This is a genomic window from Streptomyces sp. NBC_01317, assembly GCF_035961655.1.
In the GTDB taxonomy this organism is placed as follows: Bacteria; Actinomycetota; Actinomycetes; order Streptomycetales; family Streptomycetaceae; genus Streptomyces.
In genome coordinates, this window is the sequence record NZ_CP108393.1 from 1,650,146 (window position 1) to 1,676,680 (window position 26,535).

At 72.9% G+C, this 26,535-nt stretch carries 23 protein-coding genes; 19 read left to right on the forward strand and 4 right to left on the reverse strand.

Features of this window, described 5'->3' with window-relative positions; genetic code table 11:
* Nucleotides 1-491 precede the first annotated feature (491 nt).
* The gene (locus OG349_RS07015; protein WP_327233771.1) at nucleotides 492-1,400 is read left to right on the forward strand and encodes a S1 family peptidase; all 909 of its coding nucleotides are present in this window, start codon (nucleotides 492-494) and stop codon (nucleotides 1,398-1,400) included.
* Between the two features lie 124 nt (nucleotides 1,401-1,524).
* Here OG349_RS07015 and OG349_RS07020 read toward each other — a convergent pair whose 3' ends face one another.
* Both OG349_RS07020 and OG349_RS07025 read right to left on the reverse strand, forming a co-directional pair.
* Nucleotides 1,525-2,643, reverse strand: coding sequence for a sensor histidine kinase (locus OG349_RS07020; RefSeq protein WP_327233772.1), 1,119 nt, complete (start codon nucleotides 2,641-2,643; stop codon nucleotides 1,525-1,527).
* An 8-nt stretch (nucleotides 2,644-2,651) separates the two neighbouring features.
* Complete coding sequence (locus tag OG349_RS07025) at nucleotides 2,652-3,443, reverse strand: response regulator transcription factor (RefSeq protein WP_327233773.1); 792 nt, start codon at nucleotides 3,441-3,443, stop codon at nucleotides 2,652-2,654.
* Between the two features lie 179 nt (nucleotides 3,444-3,622).
* On the opposite strand from OG349_RS07025, the gene OG349_RS07030 reads away from it, so the two are divergent.
* Complete coding sequence (locus tag OG349_RS07030) at nucleotides 3,623-4,015, forward strand: VOC family protein (protein ID WP_327233774.1); 393 nt, start codon at nucleotides 3,623-3,625, stop codon at nucleotides 4,013-4,015.
* On the opposite strand, the gene OG349_RS07035 is transcribed toward OG349_RS07030, so the two are convergent.
* Nucleotides 3,955-4,761 carry a DUF6597 domain-containing transcriptional factor gene (locus OG349_RS07035; protein WP_327233775.1) on the reverse strand — a complete coding sequence of 269 codons (807 nt, stop codon included), beginning with the start codon at nucleotides 4,759-4,761 and terminating at the stop codon, nucleotides 3,955-3,957. The genes OG349_RS07030 and OG349_RS07035 overlap by 61 nt on opposite strands.
* A gap of 83 nt (nucleotides 4,762-4,844) precedes the next feature.
* Between OG349_RS07035 and OG349_RS07040 the strand changes: the two genes are divergently transcribed.
* Genes OG349_RS07040 through OG349_RS07055 form a run of 4 tightly spaced genes read left to right on the forward strand, consistent with a single transcriptional unit; the run spans nucleotide 4,845 to nucleotide 12,385 of the window.
* A complete protein-coding gene (locus OG349_RS07040; RefSeq protein ID WP_327233776.1) occupies nucleotides 4,845-5,303 on the forward strand; it encodes a CU044_2847 family protein in 459 nt (152 codons plus the stop codon).
* Nucleotides 5,300-7,450 carry a VMAP-C domain-containing protein gene (locus OG349_RS07045; RefSeq protein WP_327233777.1) on the forward strand — a complete coding sequence of 717 codons (2,151 nt, stop codon included), beginning with the start codon at nucleotides 5,300-5,302 and terminating at the stop codon, nucleotides 7,448-7,450. Before OG349_RS07040 ends, OG349_RS07045 begins: the two co-directional genes overlap by 4 nt.
* A 14-nt stretch (nucleotides 7,451-7,464) precedes the next feature.
* Nucleotides 7,465-8,457: an AAA family ATPase gene (locus OG349_RS07050; RefSeq protein WP_327233778.1), complete on the forward strand. Its 993-nt coding sequence runs from the start codon at nucleotides 7,465-7,467 to the stop codon at nucleotides 8,455-8,457.
* Nucleotides 8,447-12,385, forward strand: coding sequence for an SAV_2336 N-terminal domain-related protein (locus tag OG349_RS07055; protein WP_327233779.1), 3,939 nt, complete (start codon nucleotides 8,447-8,449; stop codon nucleotides 12,383-12,385). Before OG349_RS07050 ends, OG349_RS07055 begins: the two co-directional genes overlap by 11 nt.
* Before the next feature lie 51 nt (nucleotides 12,386-12,436).
* Here OG349_RS07055 and OG349_RS07060 read toward each other — a convergent pair whose 3' ends face one another.
* A complete protein-coding gene (locus tag OG349_RS07060; protein ID WP_327233780.1) occupies nucleotides 12,437-13,645 on the reverse strand; it encodes a YihY/virulence factor BrkB family protein in 1,209 nt (402 codons plus the stop codon).
* 17 nt (nucleotides 13,646-13,662) lie between these two features.
* Here OG349_RS07060 and OG349_RS07065 point away from each other — a divergent pair, with 17 nt between their 5' ends.
* The 13 genes from OG349_RS07065 (at nucleotide 13,663) to OG349_RS07120 (ending at nucleotide 26,513) form a co-directional block, all read left to right on the forward strand.
* Nucleotides 13,663-15,330, forward strand: coding sequence for an acyl-CoA dehydrogenase family protein (locus OG349_RS07065; RefSeq protein ID WP_327233781.1), 1,668 nt, complete (start codon nucleotides 13,663-13,665; stop codon nucleotides 15,328-15,330).
* Between the two features lie 221 nt (nucleotides 15,331-15,551).
* Entirely contained in the window at nucleotides 15,552-16,847 is a 1,296-nt protein-coding gene (locus OG349_RS07070; RefSeq protein WP_327233782.1) for a GAF domain-containing protein, read from the forward strand.
* Between the two features lie 83 nt (nucleotides 16,848-16,930).
* Nucleotides 16,931-17,497, forward strand: coding sequence for a GNAT family N-acetyltransferase (locus OG349_RS07075; RefSeq protein ID WP_327233783.1), 567 nt, complete (start codon nucleotides 16,931-16,933; stop codon nucleotides 17,495-17,497).
* A 120-nt stretch (nucleotides 17,498-17,617) separates the two neighbouring features.
* Nucleotides 17,618-17,701, forward strand: a complete 84-nt coding sequence (locus tag OG349_RS34795) for a putative leader peptide (protein WP_356425652.1) — start codon at nucleotides 17,618-17,620, stop codon at nucleotides 17,699-17,701.
* Nucleotides 17,702-17,828: 127 nt separating this feature from the next.
* The gene (locus OG349_RS07080; RefSeq protein ID WP_327233784.1) at nucleotides 17,829-19,526 is read left to right on the forward strand and encodes a nitrite/sulfite reductase; all 1,698 of its coding nucleotides are present in this window, start codon (nucleotides 17,829-17,831) and stop codon (nucleotides 19,524-19,526) included.
* Nucleotides 19,523-19,699 carry a hypothetical protein gene (locus tag OG349_RS07085; protein ID WP_327233785.1) on the forward strand — a complete coding sequence of 59 codons (177 nt, stop codon included), beginning with the start codon at nucleotides 19,523-19,525 and terminating at the stop codon, nucleotides 19,697-19,699. The genes OG349_RS07080 and OG349_RS07085 overlap by 4 nt, the downstream gene beginning before the upstream one ends.
* Nucleotides 19,696-20,397 carry a phosphoadenylyl-sulfate reductase gene (locus OG349_RS07090; protein ID WP_327233786.1) on the forward strand — a complete coding sequence of 234 codons (702 nt, stop codon included), beginning with the start codon at nucleotides 19,696-19,698 and terminating at the stop codon, nucleotides 20,395-20,397. Before OG349_RS07085 ends, OG349_RS07090 begins: the two co-directional genes overlap by 4 nt.
* A gap of 47 nt (nucleotides 20,398-20,444) precedes the next feature.
* Nucleotides 20,445-21,026, forward strand: coding sequence for an adenylyl-sulfate kinase (gene cysC, locus OG349_RS07095; protein WP_442806213.1), 582 nt, complete (start codon nucleotides 20,445-20,447; stop codon nucleotides 21,024-21,026).
* Nucleotides 21,023-21,961, forward strand: a complete 939-nt coding sequence (cysD, locus tag OG349_RS07100) for a sulfate adenylyltransferase subunit CysD (protein WP_327233788.1) — start codon at nucleotides 21,023-21,025, stop codon at nucleotides 21,959-21,961. Before cysC ends, cysD begins: the two co-directional genes overlap by 4 nt.
* A gap of 2 nt (nucleotides 21,962-21,963) precedes the next feature.
* Nucleotides 21,964-23,322, forward strand: a complete 1,359-nt coding sequence (locus tag OG349_RS07105; RefSeq protein WP_327233789.1) for a sulfate adenylyltransferase subunit 1 — start codon at nucleotides 21,964-21,966, stop codon at nucleotides 23,320-23,322.
* Nucleotides 23,323-23,566: 244 nt separating this feature from the next.
* The gene (locus tag OG349_RS07110; protein WP_327233790.1) at nucleotides 23,567-24,682 is read left to right on the forward strand and encodes an aliphatic sulfonate ABC transporter substrate-binding protein; all 1,116 of its coding nucleotides are present in this window, start codon (nucleotides 23,567-23,569) and stop codon (nucleotides 24,680-24,682) included.
* 63 nt (nucleotides 24,683-24,745) lie between these two features.
* Nucleotides 24,746-25,537: an ABC transporter ATP-binding protein gene (locus tag OG349_RS07115; RefSeq protein ID WP_327233791.1), complete on the forward strand. Its 792-nt coding sequence runs from the start codon at nucleotides 24,746-24,748 to the stop codon at nucleotides 25,535-25,537.
* Nucleotides 25,524-26,513 carry an ABC transporter permease gene (locus tag OG349_RS07120; protein WP_442806214.1) on the forward strand — a complete coding sequence of 330 codons (990 nt, stop codon included), beginning with the start codon at nucleotides 25,524-25,526 and terminating at the stop codon, nucleotides 26,511-26,513. Before OG349_RS07115 ends, OG349_RS07120 begins: the two co-directional genes overlap by 14 nt.
* Nucleotides 26,514-26,535: the final 22 nt, after the last annotated feature.

The window sequence follows — 26,535 nt, forward strand, 5'->3', positions numbered from 1 at the left end:
GGCTGCCGCGCCCCGGCAGTTGATCTCGCATTCGGCCGCTGTTCAGCAGGCCCGGCGGGTCCGCCGGACGCTACGCGCGTCACGTCCGGCGCGGCACACGCCCGCGCGGCCGTCCGGCGTGCGGCCGGATGACGTCACCGGACAACTGCGGTGCTCGGCGGGGGTACGTGCACCAGGCACCCGATCCACTCCCGGTCGCGACACGGGTGCACTCCCGCACCATCCGCCCCTCCCGTGTACGCCACACCCCGCCGCCGGACCGTGATCCTTCCGGCCGCCGCCACCCGCCCGGGGCCGTACCGTCCCCGGGCGCCGGGCGGTGCGCACCGGTGGTCCAGAAGTGGGCCTTGTCCAGAAAGGGAACTGGAGTCAACTATTCACTCCGTGCGATTGACAGGTTCACGGCCAAAACCGAATGGCGGTGGACAGTCGCACGCCAGCGGTCCGCTTACCCGACGGGCCGCGCGTTTCCCCCATCAATGGAGGATGTTGTGACCTTCAAGCGCCTTTCCCCCCTCGGCTCGATCTCCAGACGCGTCCGTGTTCTCGCGGTCGCCTCCGGTCTGGTGACCGTCGCCGCGCTTGCGGCCCCGACTGCTATCGCCCAGCCCGCCCCCGTCGCCCCCCTGGCGACCCAGCTCGCCACCGCCACCGCCGGGGTGAGCAGCGCCGCCGTCGTCGGTTCCGCCTGGTACACGGACGCCGCCTCCGGCAAGGTCGTCGTCACCGTGGACAGCACGGTCTCCGCCGCCGAGATATCGGAGATCAAGGGCTCCGTCCCGGACGACTCCAAGCTCACGATCAAGAAGACCCCCGGCACGTTCACCCCCCTCATCGCCGGCGGCCAGGCCATCTACGCCGGGGGCAGCCGCTGCTCCCTCGGCTTCAACGTCCGTAGCGGCAGCACGTACTACGCGCTGACCGCCGGGCACTGCACCAACATCAGCGCCAACTGGTACACCAACTCGGCGGGCACCGCGGCGCTCGGCACCCGCGCGGGCACCAGCTTCCCGGGCAACGACTACGGCATCATCCGTCTCGCCAACGCGTCGCTCGCCGACGGCCGGGTCTCCCTCTACAACGGCTCGTACCAGGAGATCTCGTCCGCCGGTAACGCCAGCGTCGGCCAGCGCGTGACCCGCAGTGGCTCCACCACCGGGGTCCACACCGGTACGGTCCAGGCCACCAACGCGACCGTCCAGTACTCCCAGGGCGCCGTGTCCGGTCTGATCCAGACCAACGTCTGCGCCGAGCCGGGCGACAGTGGCGGCGCGCTCTTCGCCGGCACCGTGGCGCTGGGCCTGACCTCCGGCGGCAGCGGCAACTGCTCCTCCGGCGGCACCACGTTCTTCCAGCCGGTCACGGAGGCCCTGAGCGTCTACGGCGTCAGCATCTTCTAAGCGTCCACGGCGTCCGCGCCTTCTCGGACGGAACGTCCCCGGTCGCCGGGCGGGCATCGCGCCCGTCCGGCGGCCGGGGACACGTCCGTTCCGGGGCGCGGGGGAACCCCGGGCTCTCCCGGCGTCAGCCGAGAGCCGCCGCCGCGGGCAGCGTGACCTCGAAGCGGCAGCCGCCCGTGACGTTGTGGACGGCCGTACGGCCCGCGTGGGCCTCCACGATGCCCCGGACGATCGCCAGCCCTAGCCCCGCGCCCGCCGGGGGCGTACGCGCCTGGGTGCCCCGCCAGCCGGTGTCGAACACCCGGGGCAGGTCCTCCGCCGGGATCCCCCCGCAGCCGTCCGTGACGGACAGCACGACGGAGTCCGCACGCCGCACCGCCGCCACCGCGACCGTGCCGTCGGCGGGCGTCCGGTGGATGGCGTTGACGAGCAGATTGGCGAGGACGCGGGTCATCTCCTTGCCGTCCACCTCGACCGGTACGGCCTCGATGCTCCCGCCGACCAGCCGGACACCGTGCTCCCTGGCGAGCGGGTCCACGCCCGCCAGCGCCTCCCCCACCAGGTCGTAGACCGACATCCGGGTCGGTGCGAGGGCCAGCGCCCCGGCGTGGATACGGGACAGCTCGAAGAGATCGCCGACCATCGAGTTCAGCCGCTCGACCTCGGCCCTGATCTGCCGGAAGTAGCGGTCCGGGTCCTGGACCACCCCGTCCTCCAGCGCCTCCGACATCGCGCGCAGCCCGGCGAGCGGGGTCCGCAGGTCGTGCGAGATCCAGGCGACCAGCTCACGGCGTGAGGTCTCCAGGGCGCGCTCCCGCTCGCGGGAGGCGGCGAGCTTGGCGCTGGTCGCGGCCAGCTCCCTGCCCAGCTCGGACAGTTCGGCGGTGGAGTCCCCGTCCGGCGCGGCGAAGCTGCCCCCGTTCCCGAAGGAACGCGCGGCGAGCGCCAGGTCGTGGCTCCGGGCCACCACCCAGCGGCCCAGCAGCATCGCGGTGGCGAGCGAGACGACCGCGGCCATCGCCGCGACCGTGGTGACGACCGTCAGGTCGTGGGTCGACAGGAACATCGCCCAGGCGACCGCGAGCGTCCCCCCGAGCATCGCGACCACCGTGGCGGCGGCGACGACGGTCAGCGAGACGAGCACCGAGCGGTGGCGCAGCAGCCGCAGTACGAGGGCGCCGAGCAGCCCCGCGACGCCGGCGCCGAGGAACGCGTACAGGGCGATGAGGAGCATGTCGGTCATGGTGCTCCTCAGCTCCCGTCGGAATGTACGGGGGCGGGCGTCGCGGATGTCACGGTGACGGACAGGGGGAGCACCGGAGCGGGAGGTGCGTCCACCGGTGCCTCCGCAGGCGCCTCCGCCGGTACGTCGAAGCGGTAGCCGACCCCCCAGACCGTACGGATCAGCCGCGGGGCCGCCGGATCGTCCTCGACCTTGCCGCGCAGCCTCCGTACGTGCACGGTGACCGTCGACAGATCGCCGAACTCCCACCCCCACACGTCGTGCATCAGCTGCTCCCGCGCGATGGCCTGTCCCGGATGGCGCATGAGGTGGGCGAGTAGGTCGAACTCCCGGAGGGTGAGCGAGAGCACCCGGCCGTCCTTGGTGACGCGGCGGGCCGCCGGGTCCAGCGTGATCCCGGCGACGGTCAGCTCGGGCCCGGCCGACGCCCCCCGGCCGGCGTGGCCGCGCCGCAGGACGGACTCGACGCGCAGCACCAGCTCGCGGGGGCTGAACGGCTTGGTGACGTAGTCGTCCGCGCCGATCTCCAGCCCGAGGATCCGGTCGTCCTCGTCACCGCGCGCGGTGAGCATGATCACCGGTACGGGCCCCGCCGCGCGCAGCCTGCGGCACACCTCCAGGCCGTCCATCCCGGGCAGCATCAGGTCGAGCAGCACCAGAGAGGGCGGTTTCCCGGCGGCGAGCCGCAGCGCCTGCGGCCCGTCGGCGGCCCGGTCGACGGCGAAGCCCGCGCGTTCCAGATAGCCGGTGACGACCTCGGCGACGGTGGGATCGTCGTCGACGACCAGGATGGTGTGCATGACGGCAAGTCTCCTCGGACGGTGACCGGCGCACCGCCCCTCGCCTCTTACGAAACCATGACGTCCGATCCGTACCGACTCCACGTCCGATGCGCGTGGGCCCCCCACGTCCGATTCGTGCGCGCCCCCACGTCCGATTCCTTCAAGACCCAGGACCGGCGGGTGCCTACGGTGAGCGCATGACTCCTCGACTCGACGCGACCTGCCTGATCGTCTCCGACCTGGCGGCCTCGCTCGCCTTCTACCGCCTCCTCGGCCTGGACATCCCGGCCGACGCGGACACCGCGCCCCATGTGGAAGTCCAGCTTCCGGGCGGTACGCGGGTCCTCTGGGACACGGAGGACACGGTCCGGTCCTTCGACCCGGGCTTCACGGCACCGAAGGGGGCCGGGCGGATCGGGCTCGCCTTCCTCTGCGACAGTCCCGCCGAGGTGGACGCCACGTACGCGTCGCTGACCGCCGCCGGGCACCGGGGCCACCTCAAGCCGTGGGACGCGGTCTGGGGACAGCGTTACGCGGTCGTCCTCGACCCGGACGGCTGCGAGGTCTCGCTCTTCGCCAGCGCAGCGTAGGCGCCCAGGGTGAGACCCGCCAGCTCACGGGTCTCGCGCGCGAGATGCGCCTGGTCCGCGCACCCGGAGGCCGCGGCAGCCGCCGCGTACGGCATCCCCGCCCGTACGAAACCAAGCGCGCGCTGGAACCGGAGCACGCGGGCGAGGGTCTTGGGCCCGTACCCGAAGGCGTCCAGCGAGCGGCGGTGCAGCCGGCGGGCGCCGAGCCCGACGGCGTCGGCGGTCGCGGCCACGGTACGGCCCGCGTCCAGCCCGGCGACGACTGCGCGCAGCAGGGGGTCGGGCGCGGGAGCGACGGCCGCGCGGCGCAGCGCGAGCGCCTCCAGCGCGGTGGCCGGGTCCCGGGCGGCCGCGAGGCGCGCGGTGAGCCGCCGTACCTCCGCCGGGGACCACAGGTCGGCCAGTTCGACGCGGCGGTCGCGCAGTTCGTGCGCGGGCACCCCGAGCAGGGCGGGGGCGGTGCCGGGCGCGAACCGCACCCCGGCGCAGCCCGTTCCGGGCACGGTGGAGTGGTGGGCCCGGGTGTCGGGCCCGGCGACGAGCAGCCGGCCCCCGATCCAGAGCAGGTCCATGCAGCCGTCGGGGAGTACGGGGTACGGGGCGGTCTCGGCCGGGTCCCGCTCCGCCGTACCGCCCGCGCCTGTCTCGGTCTGCTTGGTCTGTGGGGCCTGCGAGGCCTGGGCGGCCTGCGTCGTCTTCGTCCAGACGACGGCGCCGTCCAGCCGCGAGGCCCTTTCGTCGTACATACCGATGAGGCTAAACCGTCTCCTGCCGGGCGGCGCTGATCCACAATGGTCGCTCCTACGCATTTCCTACCGCGGGGGCGACGATGACGGCACTGATGGAGTTCTCCACCGACAGCGGGGCGCGGGTGATGGTCGAGGTCGACCGTGACGCGCCGGGCGCGAGGCCGGTCAGCCGTGGCAACTCCCTCGCACAGGCGGGCCGTACGTTCGACGAGGCGCTGGTCGGGATCCGGGCGGCGGCCGAATCGGCCCTGGCGGTGTTCCGGGACGGGCCGCTGAAACCGGACTCCGTGGAGCTGGAGTTCGGGGTGAAGCTGATGGCGGAGGCCGGCGCGGTGATCGCCAAGAGCTCGGCGGAGGGCCATCTGACGGTGAAGCTGTCCTGGGCGCCGGGGTCCGGCGGGGTGCCGGACGGCGGGGCCGCGCCGTCCGCCGTGGCCGATCCGACCGTGGCCGATCCGACCGTCGCCGATCCGACCGTCGCCGGATCAACCGTCGCCGGACCGACCGCGCCCGGACCGGCCGGGCCCACCGGGTCGTGAGAGCCTCTCCCGCCTGGCACGCGCGGATCGACGTCGAAGGCGCGGTGGAGGGATCCGGCTTCCTCGTCACCGAGGACACGGTCCTGACCTGTGCCCATGTGGTGGGCCGGTGGCCGCGCGCGGAGGTGGTCTTCCCCGGTGCGCGGGGGCTCGGCCCGGTGGCCGCCGAGGTGGTCGCGCGCGGGGCGTGGGCGGGCGGTGACACGGACCCGGGCGATCTCGCGGTGCTGCGGCTCGACCGGCCGGTGGGCATCGCCCCCGCCGTTTTCGCCCGGCTCGGCGAGCCGTACGCCACACCGCCGCCGAAGCTGGTCGCGTACGGCTTCCCCCACGGCTACGGGGAAGAGGGCGTGCAGACCGAACTGCGCGCCACCTCGCACCTGTTGATCCAGGACGAATGGGCGCAGCTGGAGTACTGGCGGGGCTACGGACAGCAGGCCGACCGGGGATTCAGCGGGGCCGCCGTGATGATGGAGGCGAGCGGTGAGGTGGCCGGGATGGTCGTCTCGCAGGACGCGGTCACCCGCAACTGCCGGATGATTCCCGCGCGGGTGCTCGCCCGCCACTGGGCCCCGCTGGCCGACCGGGTCCCGACCCACGGCTGTCGGCGGGAGGAGAAGCGGCGGCTGCGCGAGCTGGTCGAGCGGGCCCGCGTGGCCCCCGGCACCCCGGGGGCGCTCCTACGGGAGGTGTCCGGTGCGCGGGACTTCGTCCTGCCGGTGGTGGAGCCGGACACGCTGTGGGCGGCGGTCTGGTACCTGCTGACGGAGACTGAACCGCGGCCCGACCGGCTGCCCTTGGCGGACCTGGCCGTGCACCTGGTCTCGTACGTGGACGACGAGACGCTGGGGGACGAGCTGCGCGCCTGGGCACGGAGCCACCGGGGCGCCCACGACAGGGCTCCCGCACCGGAGGTGCTGTCGTCGGGCGGGTCGTCGCCGGAAAAGGTGCCGCCGGAAGAGACGTCGTCGGAAAAGGTCTCGTCGGCCACGGCGCGGACCGGCCTCGCCTCCGCCGAAGGTACGGCAGGCGTCAGTGGCACGGCAGGCACCGGCACAGGCGCCGGGGGTACGGCGGGTGGCGGCCCGGCCGTACCCCTGCTCGGTTCCGTGGAGCAGCCCCCGCGGCCGGCCCTCCGCGCGACCCTGTCCGCCCCCGCCACACCGTCCACCACACCGCCCGTCACGCCGACCGTCGTACCGCCGCCCCACGTCGCCCCAGACCCGGCTCCCGCCCCGCCGCTCCCCTTCGCTCCCTCGCCCTCCTGGGGTCCGGAGCCCGTACCCGCGCCTTCGCCCGCCCCCGGTCCGGCCCCCGGCCCTCCCGGTGGCACCCGCCACTGGTCGCCGATCCTGGTCGAGATCCGCCGCAGCGGCGCCGACAGGAACGCGCTGCTGGTCGAGGTGTCCGCGTACCGGCACGGCCACCGGCGGCTGGTCGGCGAGCAGCGGCTGGCCAAGCGGGACGTACGCGCCTGGGTGCTGGACCGTATCGACGACGCCTTCGCCGAACTCGACACGGCGGGGCGCGAGTTGATCGCGTTCGCCCTCCCCAGGGACTGGCTCAACCACCCCGTGGACCAGTGGTCGGCGCGCAAGGGCACCCGCACACCGCTCGGTTGTGTGGCGCCGGTGGTGGTGATGGACCACGACCGCAGGACCAATCCCCGGCTCCAGTTCCGGCTGAAGAAGATGTGGGACGTCCTGGACGGGCGGCGCGAGTCGCGGATCCACCGGATCGCGTGCGCGGATGCCCCGGCGCCCGGCCTGCTCGCCGTCCAACTCCAGGACGTGGCGGGCCCGGTGGCGCTGACCAGGCCGCCGACGGCCCCCGACGACCGCGCGACGCACCGCGCCGTGCTGGACGCGCCGGCCCCGATCGTGCTGTGGCCGCGCACCGGCTGCCCGGGGGGTGGCGGGGAGGCGTGCGGGGACGCGTGCCGCGGCAAGGTCTTCCTGGACTCCCTGGCCGAGCGGCTGTCCCTGCTCGCGCCGGGCGAACTGCCCGAACACGTCTTCACCCTGCGCAAGCACGCGTTCGGCCACGAGGGGCCCGAGCCGCACTGGGCCGCCGACCTGTCCTTCGTCTGGGACGATCCACGGTGGTTCCCCGACGTCCCGCGGCTGACCCGGTCGCCCGTCGACTGACCTGGAGGTCCGACATGTCGTCCCTGTGGCCGGTGTACACCGGAACCGACGAACCGCACGACGGTATCGGGCTGTTGCCCGCGCCGCCGCCCTGGCGTGCCTTCAACGGCGGACCCGTGGTCGAGCCGCCGGGGGACGACCCGTCGCCGTCACCCGACCGGGTGCACCGGGCCCAGGCGTACCGGGCGACCACCGAGAGCGTGCAACTCGTCAACGCGGCGCTGTACTTGCGCCGGCCGCTGCTGGTGACGGGACCGCCGGGGAGCGGCAAGTCCAGCCTGGCGTACGCCGTGGCCCGCGAGTTACGGCTCGGGCCCGTCCTGCGGTGGAACATCACCAGCAGGACGGCACTCGGCGACGGGCTGTACCAGTACGACCCGCTCTCCCGGCTCTACGCCGCGGGCCAGGCCCCGGGGAACGGCACCATCGAGGACCACCTCAGGCTCGGCCCGCTGGGCACGGCGCTCCTCCCGTACGAACGCCCCCGCGTCCTGCTGATCGACGAGATCGACAAGAGCGACCTGGATCTGCCGAACGACCTCCTGAACGTGATGGAGGAGGGGCAGTACGAGATCCCGGAACTGGTCCGCGCCGCCAGGACCCGCGCCTCGGCCGAGGTGCTGATGGCGGACTCCGACCGGCTGGTACGGGTGGAGCGCGGCCGGGTGCGCTGCCGGGCGTTCCCCTTCACCGTCCTCACCAGCAACGGCGAACGGGACTTCCCGCCCGCTTTTCTGCGGCGCTGTGTGACCCTGGAGCTCAAGCAGCCCGCCGCCGACCACCTGGCCGCGATCGTCCGGGCGCATCTGGGCCCTCTCGACGGACCGGCGCGGGATTTGGTACGAACGTTCCTGACGCGGGGCAGGAACGGCGAGCTGGCGACCGACCAACTGCTCAACGCGATCTATCTCACCAGGACTTCCGGACTGGCCGGCGAGTCCAGGACCGAGCTGGCGGACCATCTGATGCGCTATCTGAGCCGGACACCGGAACCCGATGAATTCTGATCTGGCCCGGTTGCGGGACGTGTTGACGGCGGCGGGCGGCGACCCGCCGACCGGCCGCGAGCTGGCCGAACTGCTCTGGCTCGCGGCCCAGTCACGCCCCGGTCCGCAGCCCGGCCGGGAAGCGCCGCCCCTGCCGGCGGCCGGCGGGACCCCGGTCCCGCCCCCGTTCCCACCGGGCCGGCAGCCCCCGCCGGCCCAGCCCGGCCGGCCGGAACCGCCCGTCACGTACGGCTACCCGGGCGGGGCCGTCGGGCGGGGCCCGCAGTCTCCGCCGGGCGGGCAGACCCCCTGGGGCCCACAGTCCCCACCGAGCGGGCAGACCCCGCCGGATGGGCCGCCCCCGTGGGACCCGCAGTCCCCACCGGGCACACAGACCCCGCCGAGCGAGCAGTCTCCGCCGGGCCCGCAAAACCCCGCCCCGCCCGTCCCCCGGCGCGAGCGGCCCCGGCCCACCGGTGCGCCCCCGCCGGCCGAGCCGCCCCGGGCCGACCACGCCGAGCACGCGTCGGCCCCCGATCCCGACGCCGATTCCGAGACGCGGTCCGCGGAAACCGACCACGCCTCGTACCGACTGCGCCCCGCCGGCCCGTCACCCGCCACCGCCTCACCCGTCGCGGGCAACCATGCGGACTTCGACCCCCCGGGGGAAACCGCCTTGTACAGCCGGGCAACGGTCCGCATCCGGGACGACAGGCCCGCGATACTGGCCCCCACTCCCCCGATGATCTCCCGCCCGCTCGCCCTCCAGCGGGCCCTGCGCCCCCTGCGCGGCACCGCGCCCCCCGCCCGGCCCACGGAGTGGGACAAGGACGGCACCGCCCACCGCATGGCCGCGCTCGGGGCCGGGCGCGGCCGGTGGCTGCCCCGGCTCTGGCCGGCGCCCGAGCGGCGGCTCCATCTGCGGCTGGTGGTCGACTCGGGCCCCACGATGGCGATGTGGCAGCCGCTCGCCCGCGATCTGCACAAGGCCTTCGGCCAGTTGGGCGCCTTCCGTACGGTGGAGCTGGTGCGGCTCGACGCGGACGGGTCCGTGGCGGTACGGAAGTGGCCGGCGGGGCGGACCGTCGCCCTGGTCATCAGCGACACCATGGGCCCGCAGTGGCGCGAGGGGGCGGCCGGCCAGCGGTGGTACAGGACCCTGCGCGGCTGGGCCCGTACGCTCCCGGTCGCCGTCGTGCAGCCCCTGCCCGAACGGATGTGGCAGGACACCCCGCTCACCCCCGTCCCCGGCCTGTTCACCGCCCCCGGCCCCGGCGCGCCCAACGCGTCGCTGCACTTCGCGCCGTACGACGGCCTGGCCCGGGGCATTCCGGTGCCGGTCCTCGAACCGAACGCGGAGTGGTTCGGCAACTGGGCGGGTCTGCTGGCCTCGCCGGGCGGGACGGTGTTCCCCGGGTCCGCCGCGCAGCTCACGGCGGGCCCGCCGCTCGCCTCCCGGGACGGTGAGGACGGCCTCGCCCCCCGGGACACCCCGGCCGAGGAGCTGGTCCAGCGTTTCCGTTCGGCCGCCTCCCAGCAGGCGGTGCGGCTGGCGGCGCACCTGGCCGTGGGGCTCGCCTATCTGCCGGTGATGCGGATCGTCCAGACGTCGGTGGAGAAGCAGCCGCGCGCGCAGCACCTCGCGGAGGTGGTGCTGAGCGGGCTGCTGACCGTCGCGCCGGGTCCGGCCGGGTCGTACGAATTCCGGCCGGGGGTACGGGAGTTGCTGCTGGCCACCCTGCCGTCCCACGAGCTGGGCCGGACGACCGCCCTGCTGCACCGGGTGGCGGCCGAGATCTCGCTGCTCGGCGGGGCGGTGCCGGGCGAGTTCCGCAGGCTGCTCGACGGCGCGCGCGGGGACGGGCGGGAGGCGGGCGGGCGCGTCACGCTGGTGAGCCCGGAGAGCGTCCCCGTCACACGGGACCACCTCGGGTCCGGGCCGGTGCCCGGCTCCTCCGACCATCCGTCGGCGGGGCCGTACCGGCTGCTCGACCGCATCGGCCCGGGAACCGGCCCGCGCGCCCTCGGACGGTGGCGGGCGCGGGACGAGGCGGGCCGCGAGGTGGTCGTACGGTACGCGGGCCCCGTACCGTCCGGCGCCAAAGCCGCGGCGCGGCGGGAGGCGCAGGCGGTCCTGGCGCTGCGGCATCCCGGCATCGTCACGACGCACGACTTCGGATGGGACGACGGCGTCCTCTACTTCGTCGAGGAGCCGGTGGAGGGCGAGCCGGTCGGGGAGCCGGGGCGGACGAGAACCGGCTGGCCCTCCCCGCACTTCCTGGCCTCACCGGCCTCGGTGGCGGATCTGGTGAGCGTCGGCCGACAGGTGCTCGACGCGCTCAGGCACGCCCATCAGCACGAGGTGACCCACCGCCACCTGACGGCGGAAGAGATCGTGCGGCTGCCGGACGGCCGGGTGAAGGTGGGCGGCTTCGGCCCACGGAACCGGGCGGGGTCCTCCCCGGATCCGGCACGGCAGGCGGATCCCGGGGGCGGGGCGGCTGACGATCTCCTGGACCTCGGCCGGGTGCTCTACGAACTCGCCACCGGCAGAGTCCCCTTCACCCCGCTGCGGCAGTACCTGCCGGACCCCGGCGACGAACAGCCCGTCCCGCCCCGGCGGTTGCGGCCCGATCTGCCGCCCCATCTGGAAACCATGATCCTGGACCTGCTGGCCACGGACCCCGAGCGCCGCGCGCGGGGCGCCGCGAAGCTGCTCGCGGAGCCCGTACTGCCCCGAGACGCCTGGCAGTACAGCGTCCTCGGACCGCTGCGCGCGGTACGCGGCCGGCAGGACGGTACGCCGACCGATCAGGCGGAACGCTCCCTGCTCGCCCACCTCCTCATGTCCTACGGACAGAGCGTGCCCACGGCCGAACTGGCCGGGGCGCTCGGCGACACGGAGCGGGACAGCACGCCGGAGGAAGCGGTCGCGCGGGCCGCCGCCGCGCTGCGCCTCCAGGGGCATCCTGTCGAGAACACCGGTACGGGCCACCGGCTGCGCCTCGACACGCACGAACTGGACATCCGCGCGGCACGGCAGCGCGCCACCCAGGCCGCGCTGGCGGCGGACTTCGGTTACCACGAAACCGCCGCAGGGCTGTACGACTCCGCCCTCGCGCTCTGGTCCGGCACCCCGCTGAACGGTGTCGACGGCCCGTGGGCCGACGGTGAGCGGGACGCGCTGCGGGAATGGCGGGGGTCCCTGGAGAACGGCCGCGCCCTCGCTCTCGCGCGGGTCCGGCCGGCGGGTCGGCTCCCCTGGGGAAGAGCGACAGGCCACGCGTACGGATGGAGCGACAGGGCACGGAGGGACCTGCCCCGCCCCCTCCGCACCGCCTCCACGCCCCCCGCACTCCCGGTGCCCGCCTCACCGGTGCCCGCCCCACCGCTGCCCGGACTGCGCGGGCGCCCCTCACCGGCGTACGGCGTGGGCGAGCGCCCCGGGCCCCCGTCCGGCCGCCACGCCGTCCACGTCATCGTCCACGGCGGTACGACCCCCGGCCGCAAGGGCCGCCCCAGGTACCGCCCCGGGGTACGCGGGGCGCTGCGCCGCACCGTGGGCAGAGCGGCGCGGCCGGACCCGGACGGAACGATCCGGGTGACTCCAGGACGGAAACTCACCCCGGCCAGGGTGGTGGCACGCCTGGACAGCCGCTTCGCGACGCGCCTCAGGGGACCCGGCGGCCCACTCGTGGTCCTGGTCGTCCACGCGGGCACGGCCCGCGACGAGACACGGGCGATGGCGCGGCTGCCGGCGCCGGAGGGCGCCGTGGTCGTCGGCCTGTCAGCCCCGCTGTACGACCTGGCCGGAAGCCCACCCGGCTACCGCCGGACCGAGGCGACGGAGAACGGCACCACAACCACGGTCTGGTACCGCAAGGTCGGCCCGGCGTCCCAAGCCCCGAGATCCCCCCGCACCTGGCTCCACCGCCTCCTGCGCCGCTGACCGGGCGGGTCCTGACCGGGCGGCCGGAACCGCGACCCGCCCCCCGGCCCGTCAGGGGCGCTCGTCCCTCTCCCTGCTCTCCCTCAGCTCCTTGTTCTCGCGGCTCTCCCGCCCCGAGTGCAGCCGCGACCGCAGGTCGTCCGGTGGCAGGAAGCGGGACCACCGTTCCGGGAACTCCGACGGCATGCCCAGGTCGCCGCCCTCGTCGCCTTCGTCGTCGGGGTCGTCCAGGTCGTCGAAGTCGCCCCGGGCCCTGCGGAGTTCCGTCTCGGCCGCCGCGCGGGCCAGCAGTTCCGCCGCGTGGGCCGTGCGCAGGCGTTCGTTGGCCGCGCGGGCCGCCGCCGTGGCCAGCGAGGGCCAGACGCGGTCGATCGCCGCGTTGACGGCCGCGCCGACCAGGACCGCGAAGGCCGAGATGCCGATCCAGAGGAGCACGGCGATGGGCGCCGCGAGGGAACCGTAGATCGTCGGGCCCTCGACCGTACTGGTCAGGTAGATGCGGAGCAGGAAGCTCCCCAGGACCCACATGCCCAGCGCGACCAGCGCGCCCGGCACGTCCTCGATCCAGCGCGACCTGGCCGGCACGGAGACGTGGTAGAGCGTGGTCAGGAAGGCGATCGAGAGGATGCTCACCACCGGCCAGTAGAGGACGGAGACCACTTCCGTGCCCCACGGGATGAGGTCCACGACCCGGTCGGGGCCGACCACCGCGAGCGGCAGCACCACCGCGCCGATCAGCAGCGCCACGAGGTAGAGGAGGAAGGCGAGGAGCCGGGTCGCGACGATGCCGCGCCGCCCGTCCAGGCCGTACATGACGGTGATCGTGTCCACGAAGACGTTCACCGCCCGCGAGCCCGACCAGAGCGCGATCGCGAAGCCCAACGAGATGACGTCGGGCCGCCCCCCGTGGGTGACGCTCGCCAGCAGCGGTTTGGCGATCTGGTTGACGCCCCGGTCGGAGAGGACCGTGCCGACCGCCGAGAGGATGTTCTTCTCGATCGAGGCGACCGTGGTGGTGCTGGTCCAGTCGTCCACGTAACCGAGCAGCCCGATCAGCCCGAGCAGCAGCGGCGGCAGCGACAGCAGGGTGAAGAACGCCGCCTCGGCCGCGAGTCCGAGGATGCGGTACTCGATGCACGAATTGACGGTGTCCTTCAGCAGCAACCAGGCCATCCTCCGCATGGAGACGTTGCGATAGAGGACTCTGGCCCGGTGAAGTCGGCCCGACGGCCGCTCGGGTGTTTCATTTGCTGCCTGCACGTCCTTACCGTAGCGGCATGGCAGCCACCACCCACACAGTGACCAACCAGGTTCCGCCCCTGGTGGGGTATGACGTCTTCAGCGCCGACCGGGCTCTCACCGAGGGAGTGGAACGGCATGTTCCCCCCGCTCTCCTCGACGAGGCCCGCGCGGAACTGACCGCGCTCGGCCGCTCAGCCGGGTCCGCGGAGACGCAGCTCCTGGGCACGCTGGCCAACGAGAACCCACCGAAGCTCCGTACGCACGACCGGTACGGCAACCGTATCGACGAGGTCGACTTCCACCCGGCCTGGCACCAGTTGCTCGGTCAGGCCGTCACGGCCGGGCTGACCGACGCCTGGGGCCGCCCGGCGGGCCATCTGCGGCGCTCGGCCGGTTTCCTCGTCTGGGGGCAGGTGGAGGCCGGGAACACCTGCCCGCTGTCGATGACCCACGCGGCCGTCCCGGCGCTGCGGGTGGAGCCGGCGCTCGCCGCCGACTGGGAGCCGCGGCTCACCTCCCGGGTGTACGACCCCGGGCTGCGGCCCGCCGGCGAGAAGTCCGGGGTGCTCTTCGGGATGGGCATGACGGAGAAGCAGGGCGGCAGCGACGTCCGTGCCAACACCACCAGCGCGCGGCGGCTGGACAGCGGGACGGGCGCGGGCGACGAGTACCTGCTCACCGGGCACAAGTGGTTCTGTTCCGCGCCGATGTGCGACGGATTCCTCGTCCTGGCGCAGGCGCCGGGCGGGCTGACCTGTTTCCTGGTCCCTCGTGTGCTGCCGGACGGTACGCGCAACGTCTTCCGGATCCAGCGCCTCAAGGACAAGCTGGGCAACCGCTCCAACGCGTCGAGCGAGGTCGAGTTCGACGAGACCTGGGGGCGCCGGGTCGGCGAGGAGGGGCACGGGGTGCGCACCATCATCGAGATGGTGGCGGCGACCCGGCTGGACTGTGTGGTCGGTTCGGCCGCGCTGATGCGGCAGTCGGTGGCGCAGGCGGTCCATCACGCCACGTACCGGCGGGCGTTCGGCGCCGAGTTGATCGACAAGCCGCTGATGGTCAACGTCCTGGCCGACCTGGCCCTGGAGTCGGAGGCCGCGACGACGCTCGCGCTGCGGCTGGCGGCGGCGTACGACACGGTCCAGGGCGGTCCCGAGGAGGAGCGCGACCGGGAGCGGGCGTTCCTGCGGCTCGCGGTGCCCGTCGCCAAGTACTGGGTGACCAAGCGGTGCACCCCGGCGGTGGCGGAGGCCCTGGAGTGCCTGGGCGGCAACGGGTACGTGGAGGAGTCCGGGATGCCCCGGCTGCTGCGCGAGGCGCCGCTGAACTCGATCTGGGAGGGCTCGGGCAACGTACAGGCGCTGGACGTGCTGCGGGCGCTCCAGCGGGAGCCTGGCGCGCTGAACGCCTTCCTCCAGGAGGTGGGCCTGGCGCGCGGCGCCGATCACCGGCTGGACCGGGCGATCAAGGACCTGCTCACCGAACTGGCCGATCTGACCGGGATCGAGGCGCGGGCGCGGCGGCTGGTGGAGCGGATGGCGCTGGTGCTCCAGGGTTCGCTGCTGGTGCGGTGGGCGCCGCCGGAGGTGGCGGACGCGTTCTGTGCCTCACGGCTCGGCGGGGACTGGGGTACGGCCTTCGGCACCCTGCCGCACACGCTGGACCTGGCGTCGGTCGTGGACCGGGCGCGGCCGGAGGGGTGAGGCGGGGGTGAGGCCGTCACGGGAGGGCGGGGCCGTCACGGGAAGGCGGGGCCGTGACCGTGGAGGGAGGACCATCAGAGGTGGTGCTGCGCCGACACGGCACCACCTCTGATTCCCTGTCACTCTCCGGCACCCGCACCCGGGATGCCAGAGTTGCAACCCGTTGCAGCAGAATCCGGAACTGCCCCTCCGGGGAGTGACCGGAACGGCACGATGGGCTGATGAAGGACATACCGCTCGACCTGGCCCGGCTCTCCACCGTGGACGGCGCGCGGGCCACCCGGCTCCTCCATCGGGTCAGGGAGGCGGCCCTGGCCGGCGAGCGGCCCCCGGTCGCGCCCCGGCCGGTGATCGACGCGTCGTGGCGGCGGATGTCCCGGATGGGGCTCGATCCCGACAGGACCACGCGCACGGTGCTGCTGGAGCGGGACGAGCTGGAGCACCGGCGGCGTACGTCCGTGCTCGGCGAGGCGCTGCGGACCCTCGTCGACTCGCTGACCGACGTGGCGGACGCGTCCCTCCAGATCACGGTCGTCACGGACGACGAGGGGCGGGTGCTGTGGCGGGACGGCAGCCCGTCCGTGCTGCGGCAGGCGGGCGGGATCTGGCTCGAAGAGGGGGCGGCCTGGACGGAAGGGGCCACGGGCACCAACGCGATCGGTACGGCGCTGGCGGTCCGGCGGCCGGTACGGGTCCACTCGGCCGAGCACTTCGTCCGGACGCTGCACTCGTGGACCTGCGCCGCCGCGCCGGTGCACGACCCGCGCGACGGGCGGCTGCTGGGGGTGGTCGACGTGAGCGGCCCGGCGGCCGGGTTCCATCCGACGACGCTCGCGCTGGTCCGGTCGGTGGCCCGGCTCGCGGAGAGCGACATGCGGGAGCGGCACCGGGGGAACGTGGAGCGGCTGCGTTCGGTGGCGGCGCCGATCCTGTGCCGGATCAGGGGGCGGGCGCTGGCGGTCGACAGCCACGGCTGGACGGCGGCGGTCACGGGGATGCCGCCCGTGGACCGGCTCCCGCTGCCCAAGTCGTTCGGCGCGGGCCGGGTCTGGCACCCGTCGCTGGGCATGTGCGCGGTCGAGCCGCTGCCCGGCGGCTGGCTGATCCAGGTGGCGGACGATCCCGACCCGGCCTCGGCGGGGGCGGTGGTCCGGGTCGTCCTGGACCTGAGCCGGCCCCGGCGCTGGTCGGTGGCGGTGTCGGGGGCGGCGGGCAGCTGGGTGCAGGAGCTGACCCCGCGCCACGCGGAGCTGCTGTACGTCCTGGCCGTGCACCGGGACGGCCGCAGCGCGGCGGAGCTGGCGGCGGACGTGTTCGGGGACGCGACGCGCACGGTGACCGTACGGGCGGAGATGTCGCGGGTACGGCGGCACCTGTCGGGGGTGCTGGCGCACCGGCCGTACCGCTTCCGCGAGGAGGTCGAGGTGGAGGTGGTCACGCCGGAGGACCCGGAGGAGCTGCTGCCGCATTCGACGGCCCCGGCGGTGCTGAGCACCCGGAGCCTGCCGTGTCCGTGAGGGGCGGCGTCCGGGGCGGCCTTCCCCCGAGGTGACCGGCCCTGGTGTGACCGTACGGCCCCCCGCGTGATTTTCTGGCGGGCATGACCCTCACCGTGACCACGTGGTCCCTGGAGCAGACCTCGCCGTCCGATCTGCGCCCCGCCGCCCCGCCGCCGGGCGACGTGCGGATCGTACGGGCAGAGGTGCCCTCCCCCGAGTTCAGCCGCTTCCTGTACACGGCCGTCGGCGGGGACGTCCGCTGGACGGACCGGCTGTCGCACACGTACGCGCGGTGGGTGGAGTACCTGGACCGGCCCGGCGTCGAGACCTGGGTCGCGTACGAGAAGGGCACCCCGGCGGGCTTCCTGGAGCTGGCGGCGCAGGACGGCGGCGCGGTCGAGATCGTGTACTTCGGGCTGATCCCGGCCTTCCGGGGCCGCCGGATCGGCGGCCACCTGCTGTCGTACGGCACCGCCCGGGCATGGGACCTCGCCGAGCGCCACCCGGGGCTCAAGCCGACCGGGCGGGTGTGGCTGCACACGTGCACCAAGGACGGCGAGCACGCGATGGCCAACTACCAGCGGCGCGGCTTCGTCCTCTTCGACACGAAGACGTCGGAAGAGGAAGAGACGCCGACGCCGGGACCCTGGCCGGGCGCGCTGGGGTGACCACCCGTATCGCCTCACCTCGCATCGCCCCGGCGCATGCCGTCTCATATAGCGGGACACAGTCGTCCACATAGTGGATAGTGGTGGACTGCCCCGAGATCCGCGTGACACGCTTCCGTCATGTCGAGAGCTGGAATTGCCTTGGTAGGTCGGCGACACGTCGACCTCGGCCGCATGTCCAGCGCCATCTGTCCGACAAACTGAGATCTCGCGCGCCGCCGCGACTCCGCACCACCCGCCCCTGACCTCTGCACCTGCCGCGCACCGCCGCGCCTTCGCGCGGGTGTGCGGCTGAGAGCCGCCCTCACGCAGTCTCGAAGGACGTAACGCCATGGCCGCCACCCCGGACCAGCCGACTCCCGCCACACCACGCCGCAAGGTGAGCCGTCACCGCGGTGAGGGCCAGTGGGCCGTCGGCCACTTCACTCCGCTCAACGGCAATGAGCAGTTCAAGAAGGACGACGACGGTCTCAATGTGCGGGCGCGCATCGAGAACATCTACTCCAAGGCGGGCTTCGACTCGATCGACCCGAACGATCTGCGCGGCCGGATGCGCTGGTGGGGGCTGTACACCCAGCGCAAGCCCGGGATCGACGGCGGTAAGACCGCGATCCTGGAGCCGGAGGAGCTGGACGACAAGTACTTCATGCTGCGGGTCCGGATCGACGGCGGGCGGCTGACCACCGAGCAGCTGCGCGTGATCGGAGAGATCTCGCACGAGTTCGGCCGGGACACCGCCGACCTCACCGACCGGCAGAACATCCAGCTGCACTGGATCAGGATCGAGGACGTGCCGGAGATCTGGCGGCGTCTGGAGGCGGTCGGCCTGTCGACCACCGAGGCCTGCGGTGACACACCCCGCGTGATCCTCGGTTCGCCGGTCGCCGGGGTCGCCGAGAACGAGATCATCGACGGCACCCCGGCCATCGACGCGATCAACGCCCGGTTCATCGGCACCAAGGAGTTCTCCAACCTCCCGCGCAAGTTCAAGACGGCGATCTCCGGGTCGCCGCTGCTGGACGTGGCGCACGAGATCAACGACATCGCCTTCGTCGGCGTCGAGCACCCCGAGCACGGCCCCGGCTTCGACCTGTGGGTCGGCGGCGGCCTGTCGACCAACCCGAAGATCGGGCAGCGCCTCGGCGCCTGGGTGCCGCTGGACGAGGTGCCCGACGTGTGGGCCGGGGTCATCGGGATCTTCCGCGACTACGGCTACCGGCGGCTGCGCACCCGCGCCCGCCTGAAGTTCCTGGTCGCGGACTGGGGCGCGGAGAAGTTCCGCCAGATCCTCCAGGACGAGTACCTCGAGCGGGAGCTGATCGACGGGCCCCCGCCCGCGCAGCCCCTCCAGGCGTGGCGCGACCACGTCGGGGTGCACCGGCAGAAGGACGGCCGGTTCTACGTCGGGTTCGCGCCGCGCGTCGGCCGGGTCGACGGCCCCAAGCTCGTCAGCATCTCCGAGGTAGCGGCGGCGCACGGCTCGGGCCGGCTGCGTACCACCGTCGAGCAGAAGATGATCGTGCTCGACGTCGAGGAGGACCAGGTCGACTCGCTGGTGGCCGGGCTCGAAGCGCTGGACCTGCGGGTCAAGCCGTCGCCGTTCCGGCGCGGGACGATGGCGTGCACCGGCATCGAGTACTGCAAGCTCGCGATCGTCGAGACCAAGCAGCGCGGCGCCACGCTGATCGACGAACTGGAGCGCCGTATCCCCGAGTTCGACCAGCCGCTGACCATCAACATCAACGGCTGCCCGAACGCCTGCGCGCGCATCCAGACCGCCGACATCGGTCTCAAGGGCCAGCTGATGCTGGACAAGAACGGTGAGCAGGTCGAGGGCTTCCAGGTGCACCTGGGCGGCGCCCTGGGCCTGGAGGCCGGTTTCGGCCGCAAGGTCCGCGGCCTCAAGGTCACCTCGGACGACCTGCCCGACTACGTCGAGCGGGTGCTCGGCCGCTTCCAGAAGGAGCGCGCGGAGGGCGAGCGGTTCGCGACGTGGGCGGCCCGCGCCTCGGAGGAGGCCCTCTCATGAGCGAGCGCGCCGCCCCCTTCTACTGCCCCTACTGCGGCGACGAGGACCTGCGCCCGAACGAGCAGGGCCATGGCGCCTGGGAATGCGCGGCCTGCAACCGGGCCTTCCAGCTGAAGTTCCTCGGGTTGCTGACCCGGGGGCTCCGGGCACCCGACGGAGGGGAATCGACATGACCACGCTGGCCGGGACGGACGATCCGAAGGCCCTCGCCGAGCACGCGGGCCGCGCGCTCGAAGACGCTTCGGCGACGGAGATCCTCCGGTGGGCCGCCGACACGTTCGGCGACACCTTCTGCGTGACGTCGTCCATGGAGGACGCGGTGGTCGCCCACCTCGCCTCCACCGTCCTTCCCGGCGTGGACGTGGTCTTCCTCGACACCGGCTACCACTTCCCCGAGACCATCGGCACCCGTGACGCCGTGGACGCCGTGATGGACGTCAACGTCATCACGCTGACCCCGCGCCAGAGCGTCGCGGAACAGGACGCCCAGTACGGGCCGAAGCTGCATGACCGCGACCCCGACCTGTGCTGCTCCCTGCGCAAGGTCAAGCCGCTCGAAGAGGGGCTGACCGGCTACGCGGCCTGGGCCACCGGGCTGCGCCGCGACGAGTCCCCGACCCGGGCCGACACCCCCGTGGTCGGCTGGGACGAGCGGCGCGGGAAGGTCAAGGTCTCGCCGATCGCCCGCTGGTCGCAGGAGGACGTGGACCGGTACGTCGCCGAGCACGGCGTCCTCACCAACCCGCTCCTCATGGACGGTTACGCCTCCGTGGGCTGCGCTCCCTGCACCCGCAGGGTGCTGGAGGGCGAGGACGCCCGCGCGGGCCGCTGGGCGGGCCGGGGCAAGACCGAGTGCGGACTGCACGGCTAGCGGCGAACAGCGGGACGGCGAACGCCACAGGAATCACGAGCACATCGGTGACGGGCAGTCAGAAATCTCATGAGGAGGGACAGTTGAGCATGACGGAGCAGGGCGCCACCGTCTGGCTCACCGGTCTGCCCAGCGCGGGCAAGACCACGATCGCGCGGGAGCTGGCCGAGCGGCTGCGCTCGGAGGGCCACCGCGTCGAGATCCTCGACGGCGACGAGATCCGCGAATTCCTCTCCGCGGGCCTCGGGTTCAGCCGCGAGGACCGGCACACCAACGTCCAGCGCATCGGCTTCGTCGCCGAACTGCTGGCGTCCCACGGCGTCAAGGCGCTGGTGCCGGTGATCGCGCCGTACGCGGACAGCCGCGAGGCGGTGCGCAAGCGCCACCAGGCCGTGGGCACGGCCTACTTGGAGGTCCACGTCGCCACCCCCGTCGAGGTGTGCTCCGTACGGGATGTGAAGGGGCTGTACGCCCAGCAGGCGGCCGGCGAGATATCCGGGCTGACCGGGGTCGACGACCCCTACGAGGCCCCGGAGGACCCGGACCTGCGGATCGAGTCGCACACCCAGTCCGTACGGGAGTCCGCCGAAGCGCTCCACGCGCTCCTCACCGAAAGGGGTCTCGCGTGAGCACGACCGTCGCGTCCGTCACCGGGGGCACCGACGCCCCCTACGCCCTGAGCCACCTGGACGCCCTGGAGTCCGAGGCGGTCCACATCTTCCGTGAGGTGGCGGGTGAGTTCGAGCGGCCGGTGATCCTCTTCTCCGGCGGCAAGGACTCGATCGTCATGCTGCACCTGGCGCTCAAGGCGTTCGCGCCCGCGCCGGTGCCGTTCACGCTGCTGCACGTGGACACCGGGCACAACTTCCCCGAGGTGCTGGACTACCGGGACCGTACGGTCGCCGAGCACGGCCTGCGCCTGCACGTCGCCTCCGTACAGGAGTACATCGACGCGGGGAAGCTGCGCGAGCGCCCCGACGGGACCCGTAACCCCCTCCAGACCGTGCCGCTCACCGAGAAGATCCAGGCCGAGCGGTTCGACGCGGTCTTCGGCGGCGGGCGGCGGGACGAGGAGAAGGCACGGGCCAAGGAGCGGGTGTTCTCGCTGCGGGACGAGTTCTCCCAGTGGGACCCGCGCCGCCAGCGCCCCGAGCTGTGGAACCTCTACAACGGCCGGCACGCCCCCGGGGAGCACGTCCGGGTCTTCCCGCTCTCCAACTGGACCGAGCTGGACGTCTGGCAGTACATCGCCCGCGAGGGCATCGAGCTGCCGGAGATCTACTTCGCCCATGAGCGCGAGGTGTTCCCGCGGGCCGGGATGTGGCTGACGGCGGGCGACTGGGGCGGCCCCAAGGAGAACGAGCGCGTCGAGAAGCGTCTGGTGCGCTACCGCACGGTCGGTGACATGTCCTGCACCGGCGCCGTCGACTCCGACGCCACCACGCTCGACGCGGTGATCGCCGAGATCGCCGCCTCCCGGCTCACCGAGCGCGGGGCGACCCGCGCCGACGACAAGATGTCCGAGGCCGCGATGGAAGACCGCAAGCGCGAAGGGTACTTCTAGCCATGACGAGCGCCACCGAGCCGTACGCCGAGTTCGCCGAGCGGCTCGCCACCACCACCCTGCTGCGCTTCGCGACCGCCGGTTCCGTCGACGACGGCAAGTCGACCCTGGTGGGGCGGCTGCTGCACGACTCGAAGTCGGTGCTCACCGACCAGTTGGAGGCCGTGGAGCGGGTCTCGCTGAGCCGGGGCCAGGACACGCCTGACCTGGCGCTGCTCACCGACGGGCTGCGCGCCGAGCGCGAGCAGGGCATCACCATCGACGTCGCCTACCGCTACTTCGCCACCCCCCGGCGGCGGTTCATCCTCGCCGACACCCCGGGGCATGTGCAGTACACGCGGAACATGGTCACCGGTGCCTCCACCGCGGAGCTGGCGGTCGTCCTGGTCGACGCGCGGAACGGCGTGGTCGAGCAGACCCGCCGCCATGCCGCCGTCGCCGCCCTGCTGCGGGTCCCGCACGTGGTGCTCGCCGTCAACAAGATGGACCTCGTCGCGTACGCGGAGCCCGTATTCGCCTCGATAGCCGAGGAGTTCACGGCGTACGCGGCCTCCCTCGGCGTCCCGGAGATCACCGCGATCCCGATCTCGGCCCTCGCCGGGGACAACGTCGTGGAGCCGTCCGCGCACATGGACTGGTACGGAGGCCCGACGGTGCTGGAGCACCTGGAGACCGTGCCGTCCAGCCACGACCTGGCCCACTGCCCCGCGCGCTTTCCCGTGCAGTACGTGATCCGCCCGCAGTCCGCGCGCCACCCGGACTACCGCGGCTACGCCGGCCAGATCTCGTCCGGTGTGCTGCGGGTCGGCGACGCCGTGACGGTCCTGCCGTCCGGCCGTACGAGCACGATCGAGGGCATCGACGCGCTCGGCGAGAGCGTGGACATCGCCTGGGCGCCGCAGTCCGTGACCCTCCGCCTCGCGGACGACATCGACGTCTCACGCGGCGACCTGATCGCCCCCAGCGCGCAGCTGCCCGCGTCGACGCAGGACGTGGAGGCGACCGTCTGCCATGTCGCCGACCGGCCGCTGACCGTCGGCCAGCGGGTGCTGCTCAAGCACACGACCCGTACGGTCAAGGCGATCGTGAAGGACATCCCGTCCCGGCTCACGCTGGACGACCTGTCCCAGCACCCCGCCCCCGGGCAACTCGTCGCCAACGACATCGGACGCGTGAGGATCCGTACGGCAGAGCCGCTCGCGCTCGACCCGTACGCCGAGTCCCGCAGGACCGGATCGTTTCTGCTGATCGACCCGGCCGACGGTACGACGCTGAGCGCCGGCATGGCGGGCGACGCCTTCGCCGAGGGCGCGGGCGCGCCGGCCGCCGTACCCACCGACGACGAAGGCTGGGACTTCTGATGGCCATCGACATGTACGCGACCTTCGCGAAGGAGGGCGGCCGCGTCGGCAGCGGCCTCCTCGGCGCGGGAACGGGCGGGGTGGCGCGATGTGCGTGATGACGTACGCGCACTGCCTGCGCGCCCGCACCCCCCACCTCCCGCACCGCCCGCCCCACCCGCACCGTCGAAGACCTGCCGATCTCCCGGTCACGCCCGCGTTCCCGTAGGGCGTGCGCACCGGGCCGACGAGAGGAACCCCTCCCGTGCCTGCCACGCGCATCCTGTCGCGCCGCCGTATCACCACGCTCGCCGCAGTGCCCCTTCTCGCTGTTGTCGTCACCTCCTGCGGCTACGGCTCCGACGCGAAGAAGGACGACGACAAGAAGCCGGCGGCCGCCGCCGGAGCGAAGAAGCTCTCGGCCGACACCGTGAAGATCGGGTACTTCCCGAACCTCACGCACGCCACAGCCCTGGTGGGTATCCAGGACGGTCTGTTCCAGAAGGAGCTGGGCGGGACGAAGGTCGCCGCCTCCACCTTCAACGCCGGGCCCTCCGAGATCGAGGCGCTCAACGCGGGCAGCATCGACATCGGCTTCATCGGCCCCTCCCCCGCGATCAACGGCTACGTCCAGACCAAGGGCAAGAGCCTGCGGATCATCGGCGGTTCCGCCTCCGGCGGGGTCAAGCTGGTGGTCAACCCGAAGAAGATCAAGACCCTGGACGACCTCAAGGGCAAGAAGATAGCCACCCCGCAGCTGGGCAACACGCAGGACGTGGCGTTCCTCAACTGGATCTCGGAGAAGGGCTGGAAGGTCGACGCCCAGTCCGGCAAGGGTGACGTCTCCGTCGTCCGTACGGACAACAAGATCACCCCGGACGCCTACAAGGCCGGTTCGATCGACGGCGCGTGGGTGCCGGAGCCGACCGCGTCCAAGCTGGTCGCCGAGGGCGCGAAGGTGCTCCTCAACGAGTCGGACCTGTGGCCGGACAAGCAGTTCGTGATCACGAACATCATCGTGTCGCAGACGTTCCTCTCCGCCCACCCGGACGTCGTCGAGGCCGTGCTGCGCGGCTCGGTGAAGACGAACGCCTGGATCAACGCCAACGAGGACCAGGCGAAGGCGTCGGCCAACGAGGCGCTCAAGACCCTGTCGGGCAAGGCGCTGCCGCCCGAGGTCCTCGACCCGGCGTGGGAGTCCATCAAGGTCACCAACGACCCGCTGGCCTCCACGCTCCAGTCCGAGGCCGACCACGCGGTGAAGGCCGGTCTGCTGGAGAAGCCCGACCTGGCCGGCATCTACGACCTGGGCCCGCTGAACAAGGTGCTCAAGGCCGCCGGTGAGCCCGAGGTCGCCGACGCCGGTCTCGGCGTCAAGTAACCGCCGCGACCGATCTGTTCGCAGGATTCTCAGGACTCTCAGGATTCCCAGGAGGTGACGACCATGGCAACGACGCTCACCAAGGCCGCCGACGGCACCACGTCGGTGGACCACGCCGCGCGCATCGCGCACGTCTCCAAGACCTTCGCGACCCCCGCGGGGCGGCAGCTCGTGCTGGACGACATCACGCTCGATGTCGCTCCGGGTGAGTTCGTCACCCTCCTGGGAGCCTCGGGCTGCGGCAAGTCCACACTGCTCAACCTGGTGGCCGGGCTCGACCGCCCGACCGCTGGGTCCATCGAGACGCCGGGCGGGCGCCCGGCCCTGATGTTCCAGGAGCACGCGCTGTTCCCGTGGCTGACCGCGGGCAAGAACATCGAACTGGCCCTGCGGCTGCGCGGGGTGCCCAAGCAGGACCGCAGGCCCGAGGCGGAGCGGCTGCTCGGGCTCGTACGGCTCGAAGGGGCGTACGGCAAGCGGGTGCACGAGCTGTCCGGCGGGATGCGGCAGCGGGTCGCGCTGGCGCGCGCGCTGGCCCAGGACAGCCAACTGCTGCTGATGGACGAGCCGTTCGCGGCGCTCGACGCCATCACCCGCGACGTGCTGCACGACGAGCTGACGCGGATCTGGCGGGAGACGAACCTGTCGGTGCTCTTCGTCACCCACAACGTACGGGAGGCGGTACGGCTCGCCGAGCGTGTCGTCCTGCTGTCCTCGCGCCCCGGCCGGATCGCCCGCGAGTGGCGGGTGGACATCCCGCAGCCGCGCCGGATCGAGGACGCCGAGGTGGCGGAGCTGTCCGTCGAGATCACCGAAGAACTGCGTGGGGAGATCCGCCGACATGGCCAGCACTGACACGACGCCGCAGAAGGACCCGGCGCCGGGGAACGCGGCGGCGGACGGGGTCGGCCGGTCCGACGACGCCTCTGCCAGCTCCCTCGCCCCGGACGCGCGGCCCCCGGCCGGCGGCGGACGGGGTGACATGGCCGGTCTGGAGGCCGGGCTCGACGCGCTGGACACCGTACAGACCGGGCGGACGCCCCTGCGCCAGACCCTGGTCCAGAAGGTGCTGCCGCCCACCGTCGCCGTCCTCCTCGTGCTGTTCGTGTGGCAGATCCTGATCTGGGCGAAGGTCACCGACGACTACAAGCTGCCCTCGCCGGGCGCGGTGTGGGACGAGCTGTCCGACGCCTGGTCGGAGGGCACGCTGCTCGGCTACATCTGGACGAGCGTCTCGCGCGGTCTGCTGGGCTTCCTGCTGGCGCTGCTGATCGGCACGCCGCTGGGGCTGCTGGTCGCCCGGGTGAAGTTCGTACGGGCGGCGATCGGGCCGATCCTGTCGGGGCTCCAGTCGCTGCCGTCGGTGGCGTGGGTGCCGCCGGCCGTGATCTGGCTCGGTCTCAACGACACGATGATGTACGCCGTGATCCTGCTGGGCGCGGTCCCCTCGATCGCCAACGGGCTGGTGTCCGGGGTCGATCAGGTGCCGCCGCTCTTCCTGCGGGCCGGGCGTACCCTGGGCGCGACCGGGCTCAGGAACACCTGGCACATCATCATGCCGGCGGCGCTGCCCGGGTACTTGGCGGGGCTCAAGCAGGGCTGGGCGTTCTCCTGGCGCTCCCTGATGGCCGCGGAGATCATCGCGTCCTCGCCCGATCTCGGCGTGGGGCTTGGCCAGTTGCTGGAGAACGGCCGTACGGTCGGCAGTATGCCCATGGTGTTCCTCGCCATCCTCCTGATCCTGATCGTCGGAATCGCGATCGACCTGCTGATCTTCAGTCCGCTGGAGCGGTGGGTCCTGCGCAACCGCGGTCTCCTCGTGAAGAGCTGATTCCCGTGCGCCCTCTCCATCG

Bases quoted from the DNA above. Each gene is read 5' to 3' on its own strand.
- OG349_RS07030 (WP_327233774.1), top strand. From the start codon at position 3,623: ATGACTCCTCGACTCGACGCGACCTGCCTGATCGTCTCCGACCTGGCG.
- OG349_RS07040 (WP_327233776.1), top strand. From the start codon at position 4,845: ATGACGGCACTGATGGAGTTCTCCACCGACAGCGGGGCGCGGGTGATG.
- OG349_RS07025 (WP_327233773.1), bottom strand. From the start codon at position 3,443: ATGCACACCATCCTGGTCGTCGACGACGATCCCACCGTCGCCGAGGTC.
- OG349_RS07065 (WP_327233781.1), top strand. From the start codon at position 13,663: ATGGCAGCCACCACCCACACAGTGACCAACCAGGTTCCGCCCCTGGTG.
- OG349_RS07105 (WP_327233789.1), top strand. From the start codon at position 21,964: ATGACGAGCGCCACCGAGCCGTACGCCGAGTTCGCCGAGCGGCTCGCC.
- OG349_RS07090 (WP_327233786.1), top strand. From the start codon at position 19,696: ATGACCACGCTGGCCGGGACGGACGATCCGAAGGCCCTCGCCGAGCAC.
- OG349_RS07120 (WP_442806214.1), top strand. From the start codon at position 25,524: ATGGCCAGCACTGACACGACGCCGCAGAAGGACCCGGCGCCGGGGAAC.
- OG349_RS07075 (WP_327233783.1), top strand. From the start codon at position 16,931: ATGACCCTCACCGTGACCACGTGGTCCCTGGAGCAGACCTCGCCGTCC.
- OG349_RS34795 (WP_356425652.1), top strand. From the start codon at position 17,618: ATGTCGAGAGCTGGAATTGCCTTGGTAGGTCGGCGACACGTCGACCTC.
- OG349_RS07035 (WP_327233775.1), bottom strand. From the start codon at position 4,761: ATGTACGACGAAAGGGCCTCGCGGCTGGACGGCGCCGTCGTCTGGACG.
- OG349_RS07055 (WP_327233779.1), top strand. From the start codon at position 8,447: ATGAATTCTGATCTGGCCCGGTTGCGGGACGTGTTGACGGCGGCGGGC.
- OG349_RS07085 (WP_327233785.1), top strand. From the start codon at position 19,523: ATGAGCGAGCGCGCCGCCCCCTTCTACTGCCCCTACTGCGGCGACGAG.
- OG349_RS07080 (WP_327233784.1), top strand. From the start codon at position 17,829: ATGGCCGCCACCCCGGACCAGCCGACTCCCGCCACACCACGCCGCAAG.
- OG349_RS07020 (WP_327233772.1), bottom strand. From the start codon at position 2,643: ATGACCGACATGCTCCTCATCGCCCTGTACGCGTTCCTCGGCGCCGGC.
- OG349_RS07070 (WP_327233782.1), top strand. From the start codon at position 15,552: ATGAAGGACATACCGCTCGACCTGGCCCGGCTCTCCACCGTGGACGGC.
- OG349_RS07050 (WP_327233778.1), top strand. From the start codon at position 7,465: ATGTCGTCCCTGTGGCCGGTGTACACCGGAACCGACGAACCGCACGAC.
- OG349_RS07115 (WP_327233791.1), top strand. From the start codon at position 24,746: ATGGCAACGACGCTCACCAAGGCCGCCGACGGCACCACGTCGGTGGAC.